The organism is Pedobacter segetis (assembly GCF_016623585.1).
Classification (GTDB): Bacteria; Bacteroidota; Bacteroidia; order Sphingobacteriales; family Sphingobacteriaceae; genus Pseudopedobacter; species Pseudopedobacter segetis.
Genome location: NZ_JAEHFY010000005.1, coordinates 82,042 through 96,199 on the forward strand (window position 1 = coordinate 82,042; position 14,158 = coordinate 96,199).

Genomic DNA, 14,158 nt, shown 5'->3' on the forward strand with positions numbered 1-14,158 from the left:
ATCGAGATAATGTCATTTTGAAGACAAAATCAAGACAATTATCCGTACCTCATCTATTTTATAGATTAACCTATCTTTAAGGTTAATTTTTCTCGACCAATAACCAGATAATTTATGTTTGAGCTGTTCAGGATTTCCGACACCCGTTTTCGGGTGCTCTTGTAGCTCTTTAAAAATAGATTAAACCTTGTTTATATCGGCTTTATTGCCAGATTTATATAACTCTGCTAATTGTTTTTTAGTTACTTTCTCAACGTCTATAATATATCTGCCCATATATTTTCAACATCATTTATTCTTGTGGTATTTCCATTTTTGGCAGAAATATCCGCAGCTAAAATCTTTTTAACAAAATCTGGATTATAGCCTCCATCTTCTAAGCTTTCAATAGGAATCACCACAAAAGCTTTACCTTCTCCCCTATTCACAATCAATCTTTCTTCGCCGGCTATCTCAACATATTTTTTATGCTTTTTCTAAATTCACTTACGCTTACTGTTTTCATTTCTTTATATCTCTTTCAAAGATACTAAATACGTACCTATATATGTACATAGTAAAAATTTTTATAATTATGCTTTTCTACTTCCGCTTCAAGCTTTTTAATTATCTCAAAATTTCCCTAGAAATTACCACCTTTTGTATTTCAGATGTTCCCTCATAAATTTGGGTAATCTTTGCATCACGCATCAAACGCTCTACATGGTATTCTTTCACAAAACCGTACCCGCCATGGATTTGGACGGCTTCTACCGTAGCTTTCATGGCCACCTCAGACGCAAAAAGTTTTGCCATAGAACTTGCTTGGGCATAAGGCAAACCTTGGTCTTTTAACCAAGCAGCCTTTAAAACCAATAATCTTGCGGCTTCAATCTCAGTTGCCATATCTGCTAGTTTAAAAGCGATTGCCTGATGTTCTGAGATGGGTTTGCCAAAAGTTTTACGCTCTTTAGAATATTGTGTGGCCAGCTCAAAAGCTCCCGATGCAATACCCAAAGCTTGTGCCGCTATGCCAATTCTACCGCCTTCCAAAGTTTTCATCGCAAAGGCAAAACCGAAACCATCCTCGCCGATCCTGTTTTCTTTAGGTACTTTAACATCTGTAAACATCAAAGAATGGGTATCAGAACCTCTAATTCCCAATTTATTTTCTTTGGCACCAACCGTAAAGCCTTCCATCCCTTTTTCAACGATCAAGGCATTAATGCCATGGCTGCCTTTTTCTGGGTGCGTTTGTGCAATCACTAAATAGGTAGAGGCAGAATTTCCATTCGTAATCCAATTTTTAGTACCGTTCAGCAAGTAATAATCGCCCATATCTTTGGCGGTTGTATGTTGGGAGGTAGCGTCAGAACCTGCCTCGGGCTCCGAAAGACAAAATGCACCGATCTTTTCACCAGCGGCAAGCGGTTTCAAATATTTCTCTTTTTGGGCCTCATTTGCATAAGCCTCTAAACCATAACAAACCAACGAATTGTTTACAGAAACCACCACAGATGCCGAAGCGTCTATTTTAGAAAGTTCTTCCATTACCAAAACGTAAGAAATGGCATCCAAACCTGCACCGTTATATTTTGGATCTACCATCATCCCCATAAACCCCAACTCCCCAAGTTTTTTTACCTGCTCTGCCGGAAATTTTTGCTGCTCATCCCGTTCTATCACGCCCGGTTTTAATTCCGTTTGTGCAAAATCCCTTGCCGCCTGTTGTATCATCAAATGTTCTTCAGAAAATTGGAAATCCATAGTATTAAATTATAAGTGCAAACAGAATATTTTTTATTTATTTTTAAGTTGATCAGAGATATATGGGCGTTTCCCAAGCTTCGCAAGGGTCGGGCTTTCCGCTATATCTTTTTCTGTTACCCTTCCGCTCCGCTCAGGACAACAAAAAAAGGATTCCGCTTCAATCCCTAACGTAAAACTTATTTTATTTAGAAAACTAAAATCACCATAAAATCACTTTCTTATCTAGCTTCAAAAGTATCGGCTTCGTCATGTTGATCGGCCAACTGGCGGATCAACATGACTTTAAAAAGAAAAAACTGCTGATTTCTTTATAAAAAACCTCTGTGTGCTCTGCGGTTAAATCAACTCAATTTTCAAATATAATAAATATTATGCAAGCATAGCAAATTGAAAATTATTGATGCGCCTTCAATATTTTTTGCTCTATAGAAGATGTAGAGTAGCCTTCTAAAAATGAAATGGTTTTTACTTCGCCACCATTGGCCAAAACTTCTTTTGCACCAACGATCTGGTCTATGTTATAATCTGCACCCTTAACCAAAACATCGGGTAAAATACGGGAGATAAGGTTTATTGGGGTTTGTTCATCAAATAAAATAACGGCATCCACAAAGAAAAGGGCTGCTAATAACCCTGCCCTGGATTTCTGGTTGCATATTGGCCTGGTTGGCCCTTTTAGGTTTTTTGTAGAAGCATCAGAATTTAGGCCGACAATTAATTTTGTGCCCAGATCGGCGGCTTTAGAAAGATAATCTACATGGCCTAAGTGCATAATATCAAAGCATCCGTTGGTAAAAACCAACTGTTGCTTTTCTTTTTTCCAAATTTCTAACTGCGATTCAAAATCGTTTAAAGAAAAAAATATCTTTTGTTGGATGATGTTAAGGTTTTGTACCATTTAATTTTTTATGAGGTTGATAAGCCACCCCTATAACCAAGGCTAATGTACCAAAAACAATAACCACCAAGGTTTGGATAGCGTGTAAAATAGTGGCGTAAACTAAAGCTGCGCCAGCGTTGATGTTTAAAAACACCAAGCATTGCGAAACCATAAAATGAAATGCGCCGATACCGCCTTGTATTGGGGCAATCATCCCAAAACTGCCTGCAATAACGGTTAGTAAAGCATCAGAAAAATTAAGCATGGCAGTTTGATTCATCATTTTAAAGCCACAGTAAGACGATAATATATAAAAGAACCAAATAGCGATGGTATAAAAAACAAATAAATAGGGGCTTTTTATCCTTTTTAAGCTTAACAAGCCCTCCTTCAACTGCATCAAAAAACCTTTGATTTTAACAGCCATTTTATTTTGTGATGTAAATATCTTAAAAACCACAAAAGCCATCATCATTAAAAAAATTATTAAAGCTACCGCAAGATAAAGCTTTGCAAGAATTAAAGTTTTAAAATCTATACCTTTTATAAAGTGCAGGATAATTTCAAAATACAAGCCCAAACCGATCAAAACCATGATCACCAATACCAATAGGTCTATGATACGTTCGGTAATAACGGTTCCAATTAATGAGATGGTGCTAATTTCTTCTTTTTTTGAGAGCCATGCACACCTTAGCAATTCGCCCGCCCTTGGTAAAGCCAAATTTGCCAAGTACCCAATCATAATGGCATTAAAAGCATTTAAAGTTGATGTTGGCTTTTTTTGGATGGGCTGTAATAAGAGTTTCCACCTTAAGGCCCTAAAAAAATGAGGGATTAAACCCGTGATCGCGGTTAATAAAATCCAATCTTTATCGGCTTTGCCTAAATCTGCAATAAAATTAGAATGGTATTGGGTTTTGAAAAGATAATAAGTAATTGCCAAACCCAACAGCAAAAAAAAAGCGTATTTTAAAAATGCTATCGGGCTTACTCTCAATTTTATTTTATCAAACGGTTATTTTCATCGGGGAAAACCAAAACAGGCTTATACTTTTTTGCCTCTTCTATTTCTAGGTGGGCGTAAGACACAATAATTACAATATCTCCTATTTGCGCCAATCTTGCGCAAGATCCGTTTAAACAGATGGTACCGCTGCCGCGTTCTCCTTTTATGATATAGGTCTCAAATCTTGCACCATTATTATTGTTTACCACTTGCACTTTCTCGTTCGGGATCATGTTTGCGGCATCTATCAAATCTTCATCAATGGTAATGCTACCCACGTAATTTAACTCAGATTGAGTTACTTTAACCCTATGAATTTTTGATTTTAAAACTTCAATAATCATGCTGCAAATTTAAAAAATAGATTTTAATAGTATTGTTAAGAAAGCATCATATTATCTATTAGCCTGGTTTCGCCAACATAACAAGCAACAAGCGCAATCGCATCCTTCTTATCTTCTTCTTCGGTTATTTCTTTAAGCGAGTTTTTTTTACAGATCTTAAGATATTCTAGCTTAACATTGGGTATTTCTTTATAAAAACCCAAGGCATGGTTAACTAATTGTGGCAAAGGCAATACATGATAATTTTCTTTTAAAAAAGCCAAAGATCTGTTGATGGTTAACGCTTTGTTGCGCTCGTCTGCGTTGAGCCTGATGTTTCTAGAACTCATTGCCAGACCGTCTTTTTCGCGTACAATTGGGCAGGCAATAATTTCTACATCCAAATTAAAATCTTTTGCCATTTCTTTTATCACCAAGTATTGTTGATAATCTTTTTGCCCAAAAAAGGCAACATCGGGTTTAACCAAATTAAACAACTTATAAACTATCTGGGTAACGCCAATGTAATGCCCCGGCCTAAATTCTCCTTCTAATATTGCGTTTAAACCGCCAACCTCATAATCCCAAACCTCATCAGGGTTTTCATAAATCTCAGCCACTTCGGGGTTAAATAAAACATCGCACCCTGCTTCTTCAAGCATGGCTATATCTTGTTCAATGGGTTTGGGATATTTTAATAAATCGGCAAGATTGTTAAACTGGGTAGGGTTTACAAATATACTGGCAATGGTAAGATCACAAAGTTGCTTGCTTTTTTTTATCAAAGATAAATGCCCTTGGTGCAAAGCGCCCATAGTGGGCACCAAACCCATTTTGTTAGACACTTTTTTTAGAGTGCTTAAATAATTGGCAAGCTGAATTTGTGTCTTAAAAACTTTCAAAAATAGAAGGGTTTAATCAGCAAATGTGTGTAATTAGTTTTTAAAATACAAAGCATTTTGTTGCCTAATTGAAAATATCCCATATATTACTTATATTTGCACTTCATAAAATACTTCTTAACAAAAACTTAACGCAGATTAGGAGATGGGAAAAACCAAGCTTTTGTTTATCACGCATGAAATGTCGCCATTTCTTGAAATAACAAATATTTCTAAAATTACAAGAACATTACCACAAGCAATGCAAGAAAAAGGGTTCGAGATAAGGATCCTTATGCCCCGCTTTGGTAACATCAATGAAAGAAGAAACAGATTACATGAAGTAATTAGGCTCTCAGGTATGAACATTATCATTGATGAAACCGATAATCCTTTGATCATTAAGGTGGCTTCTATCCCTGCCGCAAGGATGCAGGTATATTTCTTGGATAATGAAGATTATTTCCACAGGAAGTATGTTTTTAATGATAATAAAGGCAAATTTTATGCGGATAATGATGAAAGGGCGATCTTCTTTTGTAAAGGCGCTTTAGAGACGGTTAAAAAATTAGGTTGGGCACCAGATGTGGTTCACTGCCATGGGTGGATGAGTTCTTTGATTCCGGCGTATTTAAAAACCAGCTATAAAGACGACCCTACCTTTAAAGAAGCAAAAATTGTTTATTCTCTTTATAATAGAAGTTTCGATAGTAATTTAGGGGCAGATTTTGCCAAAAAGGCTTTAATGAAAGGCATGGAAAGCAAAGACTTGGAAGATTATACAGAAGGCACCCATCCGGCACTTAATAAAGCAGCGATCAATTACGCCGATGCTATTGTTTTAGGCGATAATGCCATTGATGAAGAGGTGTTAAACTATGTTAAAAAATCAGAAAAACCGTTTTTAGATTATGATTCTACATTAGATTTGGAAAATTATTACAATTTTTACCAAGAAATTGCGTCTGATGTATTAATATCAGTTGCTTAAAGCTTTTTTAGAATTATATGAAATTTATCAAAACAGGCTTATTAACCATGTTAGTAGGTCTTTTTATTTTGGGCGGATGTAAAGATCCTTCAACCATTGGCTTAGATATAGACCCCAATATAGACATCAACTCTAAATTAATAGATACCTCTACCGTTATTGCTAAATTACTGAAGCAAGACAGCGTTGTTGCAAACGGGACCAATGTTAGTGTTTTAGGTTATTTTAAAGACCCCGTATTTGGTACAACTACAGCAGGTATGGCCTTGGCTTTCTCGCTTCCAAACGGTAGTATAAATTTTGGTACCAGCCCAGTTTTAGATTCTGCGGTTTTGGTTTTACCATTCAAAGGATTTTATGGGGATAGCACAAATACCAATTATACGGTAGAAGTAAGGCAATTGAATGAAAATTTATATGCAGAACCCACCCTGGCCTATTACAACAATAAAACATGGATAACCAAATCTACTTTGCTGGCCACTAAAAACTTTGGGGCTGCCTATAAAGATAGTTTAACCATTCAGGATATTGTTGTTGCCGGTAAAGACACCGTTAAAAGAGTTGCCCCTCAACTTAGGATAAAGATAAATTCTAGCTTTATTACCAACAATATAATAAATTTAGATTCTGCAACCTTATCTTCAAACAAAGCTTTTAATGCACTTTTTAAAGGATTGTATTTATCTATTAACAAGAACACAACCACAAATAATGGTGGATTATTCTCTTTTGATACCTATACAGCTGGAGCCGCAAGATTAGATTTGTTCTATAAAAACACCTCCTCTGCAAACGTTGTGGACACGGTTAGCAAAAGTTTAAATATCACGGGCAATGTGGGCAATGCAGTTACGGCCTTAAATTGGGATTTAAGCGGGACTGTTGTGAATACCGAACTCCAAAATACCGCTAAAAATAGTGATATACTTTATTTAAAAGGTTTAACGGGTACCCAATTGAAAGTTCAGTTCCCATACCTAAATCAAATAAAAAATCTTGGGACAAATATCGTAATCAACAAAGCAGAATTGGTTTTTAGTGTAATCTCTGGCACAGAGACCCCTTACGATCCTTTAAATAGGTTAAGGATATACAAATATGATATTGCCGAAAGGCCAACTTTTATCCCAGATGAAACACCATTTGATCCAAGGTTTATTGCGCCTCCTTTTTCTTTAGGTGGTTTTTATAACTCGGCACCTAAGGAGTACGCAATTAACATGACAGGTTACATACAAGATTTAATAAGCGGCAAAACGAAAGATTACGGAACTTTTATAACACCTAACGATTATATAGCAACAAATTCTAGTAATTACGAAATTTCAAAAGCTGCAAACGTATTTAGCAATTTAGGCAGATCTGTTGTTGGTGGCGTTAATACCCCTAACTTTAAAGTAAAACTAAGAATTTACTACACAGAGCAGAAGTAAAATTACAGATCATATATTTTAATTGAAACTATATTTTGTAGATTAGCGCAAATCTTCAAAATATAGTTTTTTTATGTGTGGAATTGTTGGCTACATCGGTTTTAGGGATGCTTATCCCATAGTTATCAAAGGTTTACAGCGCTTAGAATATCGTGGGTACGATAGTGCAGGAATCGCCTTATTAGACGCTGGTTCTCATCTCAACATTTATAAAAAAGCAGGTAAAGTTCAAGATTTAGAGAACTTTATTGGTGATCAAGATAAATCTGGAGTAATTGGGATGGGGCATACCCGCTGGGCCACCCATGGCGCACCAACAGACAGAAACTCACATCCCCACGAGTCTGGAAACCAGAGATTAGCGATTATCCATAATGGGATCATAGAAAATTATGGGCCTTTAAAAGAAGAATTGATCGCAAGGGGCCACGTTTTCAAGAGCGATACCGATACAGAGGTTTTGATCCATTTGATAGAGGATATACAAAATAAAGCAAACATAGGTTTACAACAGGCGGTTAGAGAGGCACTAAAGGAAGTTATCGGGGCTTATGCGATAGTGATCATGAGCAAAGAAGACCCAGAAATGCTCATTGCCGCAAGAAAAGGAAGCCCTTTAGTAATAGGTGTTGGAAAAAAGGAATATTTTATTGCCTCTGATGCAACCCCGATCGTAGAATATACAAAAAACGTAATTTATCTAAACGATAATGAAATAGCCTATCTAAAAACCGACGAGCTTACCATCAGAACGATAGACAATACCATTAAAACACCTTACGTACAGGAGCTGGAAATTAAGCTAGAGATGCTAGAAAAAGGTGGTTACGAACACTTTATGCTCAAAGAAATATATGAGCAGCCAAGATCCATTCGCGATTGTATGAGGGGGAGAATTTATCCTATGGAAGGTAAGATACAATTAGGCGGGATAAAGGAATATACCGAAAAGTTTAAAAATGCTCAAAGGATCATTATTGTTGCTTGTGGCACATCATGGCATGCTGGTTTGGTGGGCGAATATCTAATTGAAGAATACGCAAGGATACCCGTTGAGGTAGAATACGCTTCGGAATTTAGATATAGAAACCCAATAATCACAGAGAAAGACATCGTTATCGCTATTTCCCAATCTGGCGAAACAGCAGATACCATGGCAGCCATAGAAATGGCCAAAGAAAAAGGTGCAACTATTTTTGGGATTTGCAATGTGGTTGGTGCATCTATACCAAGGTTGTCTGACGCTGGAATTTATACCCATGCTGGCCCAGAGATTGGTGTAGCCTCTACAAAAGCGTTTACTGCACAAGTTACCGCCCTAACCTTAATGGCCTTTTACATGGCAGAAACTAAGGGTACGCTATCACAAAGTAAACTGATCTCTCTACTAACAGAATTGGAAAGAATACCAGAGCTGGTAGAAAAAGCTTTGCAAGCTGATAGCTATATTTTAGGAATTGCCGAGAAATTCAAAGACTCTAGAAATGCGTTATTCTTAGGTAGGGGAAGTGGTTTTCCGGTTGCTTTGGAGGGTGCTTTAAAGCTAAAGGAAATTTCATACATCCACGCAGAGGGTTACCCGGCGGCTGAAATGAAACATGGCCCAATCGCTTTGATTGATGAGGAAATGCCCGTAATTGTTATTGCTACCAAAAACTCATCTTATGAAAAAGTAATCTCTAACATACAAGAGGTTAAAGCCAGAAAAGGCGTGGTGATAGCCATAGTTACAGAAGGTGATACCGATGTTGTTAAAATGGCAGATTATTTTATAGAGATCCCATATACAGATGAGGCTTTTTTACCATTGATAGCTACTATTCCATTACAATTGCTTTCTTATCATATAGCGGTTTTAAGGGGTTGTAACGTGGATCAACCTAGAAACTTGGCTAAATCTGTAACGGTAGAATAAGTTTTAGATGTTTATGCAGAAGCCAGAAATTAATTACGCATTCTACGCTTCTAATATTCTTTGATTTAGGTTTTTAGCTTTGTGCATTTTGCTTATGGCCTTTATATAATTTTTGAATCGGCAGTACTTTGTGATATTGCCGATTTTTTTTAGCCTATATCTTAGCTTTCTTAGTAAGGTTTTGAATATCATTGATATCTTTTGGCCTGGATGTTGCATTTTTAGCTTTAATTAAATCATCAAATTGAATGCACTTAATTAAAAGTCCATCATCTTCAAAATCTACCGCTTTTAAAAAACAATCCTCAAACTCTAGCCCTTTAAGTTTAACCATAATATCAATGGCCGAAGGGGGAACGCCAAAAGTAAAAACATCCCAATTCGGATGTCCCAAAAAGTTTGCTTCGGTCATATCAAAAACGGGCATCCCGAAATTCAAAAATGCTTTTTTAATTTTTTGATAGTTTTCTGCACTTTTTCGTACCCAAATATCCATATCTCCAGTAGTTCTAGAATAACCATGCAAGATAACAGAAAACCCGCCAACCAAAATATAATTCACTTCAGCTCCGTTAAGAGCTTCCAAAAAATCTCTAAAATCTTGATTGAAAATATTACTCATCTTATTCTCTGCCCCTAGCTTTAAATTTGGTTCGGTCTAGCCTTGGTGGCCTATCTTCTGGGTAATTGTACGCTATGCTGTTCAAATAATTAGCTACCTTCAAACGTTGTTGCCATGTTAATGATTGATAATATCCAGAATGATCGGCAGCTTCTTCAAATGTTTGGCCTTTAAACTTTGTTCTATCTAATTTGAATGGAGACATATACAAACTTAATCATTTAGCGTTAAATAATTTATAATAGCTTTTACTGTATAGTTTGGCTTTAAAGGTATTTTGGGGCAACGTAATTCATCATTAAAAGAATAGGTTTAATTCAATTATTAAAAACCCTAAATCACCACCGGATCACGCATTTGCTCTAAGGCAAAAATGGCATCATCAATATTTTTGATATTTTCTATGGCGATGCGAAGCGTATTTTTAACCTCTTTTAAATTTACATTTCTTGGGTTTTGCTGTGCAAAACCCAAGATTTTACTAAACGCTTCAGTCTCAAAATATTTAGATTGTTTATCTGAGATAAAATAGCCTCGCAAAACGCCTTTCTTCCATGAGATTTTCTCCAATCCGATTTCTTTTCCGATCCACTGTAATTCTACGGTCCTTAATAAATCACGAACTTGCCTTGGGACGGGACCAAAACGATCATGCAGTTCTTTGGCGAAGGCATCTAATTGCGTTTGGTTTTCTATTTTAGAAAGCTCGGTATATAAGTTATAGCGTTCTTGGATATTGGTTACATATTCATCAGGGATCATCAATTCCATATCGGTATCTATCTGCGTAAAACTCACAAACGGCCGTGGTTTATCATCATTGAACAAACCTTTAAACTCATCTTCTTTTAATTCTTGTATAGCTTCATCCAAAATTTTATGGTACATATCAAAACCTATTTCGGCAATAAAACCGCTTTGTTCTGCACCCAAAAGGTTTCCGCTTCCGCGGATGTCCAAATCTCGCATGGCTACGTTAAAACCGCTCCCCAAATCAGAAAACTCTTCAATGGCACTCAATCTTTTTCTAGCTTCAGAAGTTAGGGTTGATAGAGGCGGGCTCAGTAAATAGCAAAAAGCCTTTTTATTTGACCTACCAACCCTGCCCCGCATTTGGTGCAGATCGCTTAAGCCAAACATATGGGCATGGTTGATGAGCATCGTATTTGCATTTGGTACATCCAAACCAGCTTCGATAATGGTAGTTGCCACTAAAACATCATATTTACCATCGATAAAATCTAACATGATATCTTCCAATTTATCGCCCTCCAACTGCCCATGGGCAATGGCTATTTTGGCCTTCGGCACCAATTTTTGTATCAAACCGCCCAACTGGCGTAGATCTGCAACCCGGTTATGGATAAAGAAAACTTGCCCGTCCCTATCCAACTCAAACTCTACGGCTTCTTTGATCAATTTATCGTTAAAAACATGTAGTTCTGTTTGTACGGCTTGGCGGTTTTGGGGCGGTGTTTGGATAATGGAAAGATCCCTTGCCCCCATCAATGAAAAATGTAAAGTACGAGGAATTGGCGTTGCCGTTAATGTCAGTGTATCTACGTTTGCCCTAAATTGTTTGAGTTTTTCTTTTACCGTTACGCCAAATTTTTGCTCTTCATCTATGATCAAAAGCCCTAGATCTTTAAACTTTACGTCTTTGCTCACCAACTTATGCGTACCGATGATAATATCTACCTTACCTTGCTTTAAGGCTTCTAAGGTGTCTTTAACCTGTTTACTTGTTTTAAAACGATTGATATAATCAGTACGTACGGGGAAATCTTTTAAACGCTCGTTAAAGGTTTTGTAATGCTGCATGGCCAAAATGGTTGTGGGCACTAAAATAGCCACTTGCTTACCATCTGTTGCGGCTTTAAATGCAGCCCTAATGGCAACCTCGGTTTTACCAAAGCCAACATCGCCACAAACCAAACGATCCATCGGGTGTGGCGATTCCATGTCCTTTTTCACATCGGCCGTGGCCTTTTCTTGATCTGGTGTATCCTCATATATAAAAGAAGCCTCCAATTCATTTTGCAGATAAGTATCTGGCGAGAACGACATTCCTTCTTGCGCCTTTCGTAAGGCATAGAGCTTGATCAGGTCGCGGGCAATGTCTTTAACTTTTTTTTTTGTGGTTTTTTTTAATTTATCCCAAGTTTCTGTACCCAGCTTGTTCATTTTAGGCTCGTGGCCATCTTTACCAGAGTATTTGGAGATACGGTTTAGCGAATTGATATTTACGTACAATAGGTCGTTATCGGCATAAACCAACCTGATCATTTCTTGCACTTTATCATTTACCTCTACTTTTTCTAAACCGGCATATTTGCCGATCCCATGATCAATATGGGTAATGTAATCTCCGGGTTTTAGGTCGCGGAGTTCTTTTAGGGTAATTGCTTGGGAACGGGCGTAACCTCGTTTCAATTTATACTTATAGTACCTATCAAAAATTTGATGATCGGTATAACAGGCCAATTTTTGCTGGTGATCAATAAAACCTTCTCTTATAGAAATGTTAACGGGTTGAAACTTTACGCCTTTCGCCCCTTTGTTGATATCATCAAAAATGGCAAATAAACGTTCTTGCTGTTTAGAAGAATCTGTTAAAATATAGTTATCTATCTTTTGATCTTCATTTTGTTTGATATTATGTATCAGCAGGTTAAAATCTTTATTAAAAGATGGTTGCGGGCGGGCATCAAAATTAATGACATCCGTTGCGTGGTAAAAAAACTGTTTACCAAACTCGATGACCGGAAAATCGTTCAACAGGTCTGCCATCATTTTATCATCGCTGAAAGCAAACTTAGGATCGATCCATTCTTGGTTCTGCTGCTTTTGCTCGGCACTTAAAGCTTTCCAAAGCTCTACCGATTTTTTATAGCCGGTTTTAATAATATCTAGTGTAAACTGAACATCTTTAAACCAAATTACGGCATCGCTATCAATAAATTCTAACAAAGAAATATTGCTTTCCGTTAAAAATTTAGCCTGTACGTTGGGTACAATGGTAATAGATTTCACCTGCTCAACAGAAAGTTGGCTTTCTATCTCGAAGGTACGGATAGACTCTATATGATCGCCAAAAAACTCGATACGGTAAGGTAGATCATGTGAGAAAGAAAAAATATCTACAATGCCACCACGTACCGAAAACTGCCCAGGTTCATAAACGAAATCGGTGCGCTCAAAATCATAATCGATCAAAAATTCATTTATAAAATCGATGCTGAGCTTGTTATTTATGGCTATTTCTAAAGTATTTTTGATGAGCGCATTCCTATCTATTACCTTTTCTGCTATTGCTTCTGGGTAGGTTACGATCAAATTCCCAAATTCAGATGCGTGGTTTAGTTCATTTAATACTTCTGCCCTCATCAAAACATTGGCAGAGTCTGTTTGTGTAAAATCGAAGGATTTACGGTAGGAAGACGGGAAAACCAAAACCTCCTTTTGCACCAAGTTTTCTAGATCGGCCTGAAAGAAATTGGCATCTTCCCTATCTGGCAGCACAAAAACCATGTTTCTGTGGGTTAAGAAATAATTGGCCGCAGCTACAAAAGCATCTAAAGAGCCTATCAATCCTTTTAATTGTACCCTTGCTTTTTTATTTTGAGCGGCTTTTGTTAAATCCAAAACCCGTTCATCGGTTTTATATCTCTCTAATATTTCTTTAATATTCATCTAATATTGCAAATATAACTAATGCTGCATAAACTAAGGGAAATTAAATAGGTTGCCGAAAACCGATAAATAATTTATATTTAAGATCCAATTGGATAAACATACATGAAAAACGCACTGGTTTCTGGCTCTATAATAGGTTTGTTTTCTTTTATTTGGATATTTGCGGCTCAAAAAATGGGCTTTTACCCTAGTGCAATCATTCAAAACGGTAAAGAGTGGATAAATTACACGGCCCTGATTATCCCTTTTTTAGGTCTTTATTTTGGTTTAAAGAGCTTTAAGAGCAAGAGTAAAAACAGGTTTTGCTTTGCCACGGCCGTGTTTCAAGGTTTTAAAATACTAGCAGTAGGGGGGCTTTTAGCCGCTATATTTAGCATTATATATTTGCAGTCTCAGGATCATCCAAACACCATAGATTATATGGAATTTATGCTTTTAGCAATAGGGATTGGTTTGCTTTTTACCTTAATTAATGCCTTTTTATTGATGGATATTAAAAAGAAGTACTGATGCCCTTAAGGTTAAGAATGTATGGTTTAGAAATTATATTCTTTGCAGTTGCATTAATTGCCCTTTATTGCATGGATACCAGCAAAAACCATGTAAGCCTTTGCCCATTTGCCAATTTTGGTTTTAAGTTTTGCCCCGGTTGTGGT

14 protein-coding genes are annotated in these 14,158 nt (G+C 36.8%); 4 read left to right on the plus strand and 10 right to left on the minus strand.

The annotated features are described in order from the left end of the window. Nucleotides 1-12 precede the first annotated feature (12 nt). From I5M32_RS16670 to panC, 7 genes are all read right to left on the minus strand, one after another. Nucleotides 13-177: a type II toxin-antitoxin system YoeB family toxin gene (locus tag I5M32_RS16670; protein WP_317193098.1), complete on the minus strand. Its 165-nt coding sequence runs from the start codon at nt 175-177 to the stop codon at nt 13-15. An 80-nt stretch (nt 178-257) separates the two neighbouring features. Continuing rightward, entirely contained in the window at nt 258-428 is a 171-nt protein-coding gene (locus I5M32_RS04485; protein WP_200584989.1) for a DUF2683 family protein, read from the minus strand. A 178-nt stretch (nt 429-606) separates the two neighbouring features. Then, nucleotides 607-1,746, minus strand: coding sequence for an acyl-CoA dehydrogenase family protein (locus tag I5M32_RS04490; RefSeq protein WP_200584990.1), 1,140 nt, complete (start codon nt 1,744-1,746; stop codon nt 607-609). 397 nt (nt 1,747-2,143) lie between these two features. Further along, entirely contained in the window at nt 2,144-2,647 is a 504-nt protein-coding gene (gene rfaE2 / locus I5M32_RS04495) for a D-glycero-beta-D-manno-heptose 1-phosphate adenylyltransferase (protein WP_200584991.1), read from the minus strand. Then, entirely contained in the window at nt 2,631-3,629 is a 999-nt protein-coding gene (locus I5M32_RS04500; RefSeq protein ID WP_200584992.1) for a lysylphosphatidylglycerol synthase transmembrane domain-containing protein, read from the minus strand. Before I5M32_RS04500 ends, rfaE2 begins: the two co-directional genes overlap by 17 nt. Nucleotides 3,630-3,631: 2 nt before the next feature. Then, the gene (gene panD / locus I5M32_RS04505; RefSeq protein WP_200584993.1) at nt 3,632-3,982 is read right to left on the minus strand and encodes an aspartate 1-decarboxylase; all 351 of its coding nucleotides are present in this window, start codon (nt 3,980-3,982) and stop codon (nt 3,632-3,634) included. A 35-nt stretch (nt 3,983-4,017) separates the two neighbouring features. Next, entirely contained in the window at nt 4,018-4,863 is an 846-nt protein-coding gene (gene panC / locus I5M32_RS04510; protein ID WP_200584994.1) for a pantoate--beta-alanine ligase, read from the minus strand. Nucleotides 4,864-5,008: 145 nt separating this feature from the next. Between panC and I5M32_RS04515 the strand changes: the two genes are divergently transcribed. From I5M32_RS04515 to glmS, 3 genes are all read left to right on the plus strand, one after another. Then, complete coding sequence (locus tag I5M32_RS04515; protein WP_200584995.1) at nt 5,009-5,833, plus strand: glycogen/starch synthase; 825 nt, start codon at nt 5,009-5,011, stop codon at nt 5,831-5,833. A gap of 17 nt (nt 5,834-5,850) precedes the next feature. Then, on the plus strand, nt 5,851-7,269 hold the full coding sequence (locus tag I5M32_RS04520) for a DUF4270 domain-containing protein (protein ID WP_200584996.1): 1,419 nt from the start codon (nt 5,851-5,853) through the stop codon (nt 7,267-7,269). A gap of 73 nt (nt 7,270-7,342) precedes the next feature. Then, nucleotides 7,343-9,184, plus strand: a complete 1,842-nt coding sequence (gene glmS, locus I5M32_RS04525) for a glutamine--fructose-6-phosphate transaminase (isomerizing) (protein WP_200584997.1) — start codon at nt 7,343-7,345, stop codon at nt 9,182-9,184. Between the two features lie 154 nt (nt 9,185-9,338). Here glmS and I5M32_RS04530 read toward each other — a convergent pair whose 3' ends face one another. The 3 genes from I5M32_RS04530 to mfd form a co-directional block, all read right to left on the minus strand. Next, nucleotides 9,339-9,806, minus strand: coding sequence for a DUF6036 family nucleotidyltransferase (locus tag I5M32_RS04530; RefSeq protein WP_200584998.1), 468 nt, complete (start codon nt 9,804-9,806; stop codon nt 9,339-9,341). 1 nt (nt 9,807) lies between these two features. Continuing rightward, nucleotides 9,808-10,011, minus strand: coding sequence for a hypothetical protein (locus tag I5M32_RS04535; protein ID WP_200584999.1), 204 nt, complete (start codon nt 10,009-10,011; stop codon nt 9,808-9,810). Nucleotides 10,012-10,139: 128 nt separating this feature from the next. Further along, nucleotides 10,140-13,499 (minus strand): transcription-repair coupling factor, encoded by a 3,360-nt coding sequence (gene mfd, locus I5M32_RS04540; RefSeq protein ID WP_200585000.1) that lies wholly within the window; start codon nt 13,497-13,499, stop codon nt 10,140-10,142. A gap of 105 nt (nt 13,500-13,604) precedes the next feature. Between mfd and I5M32_RS04545 the strand changes: the two genes are divergently transcribed. After that, entirely contained in the window at nt 13,605-14,012 is a 408-nt protein-coding gene (locus I5M32_RS04545) for a DUF4199 family protein (protein WP_200585001.1), read from the plus strand. Nucleotides 14,013-14,158 lie beyond the last annotated feature (146 nt).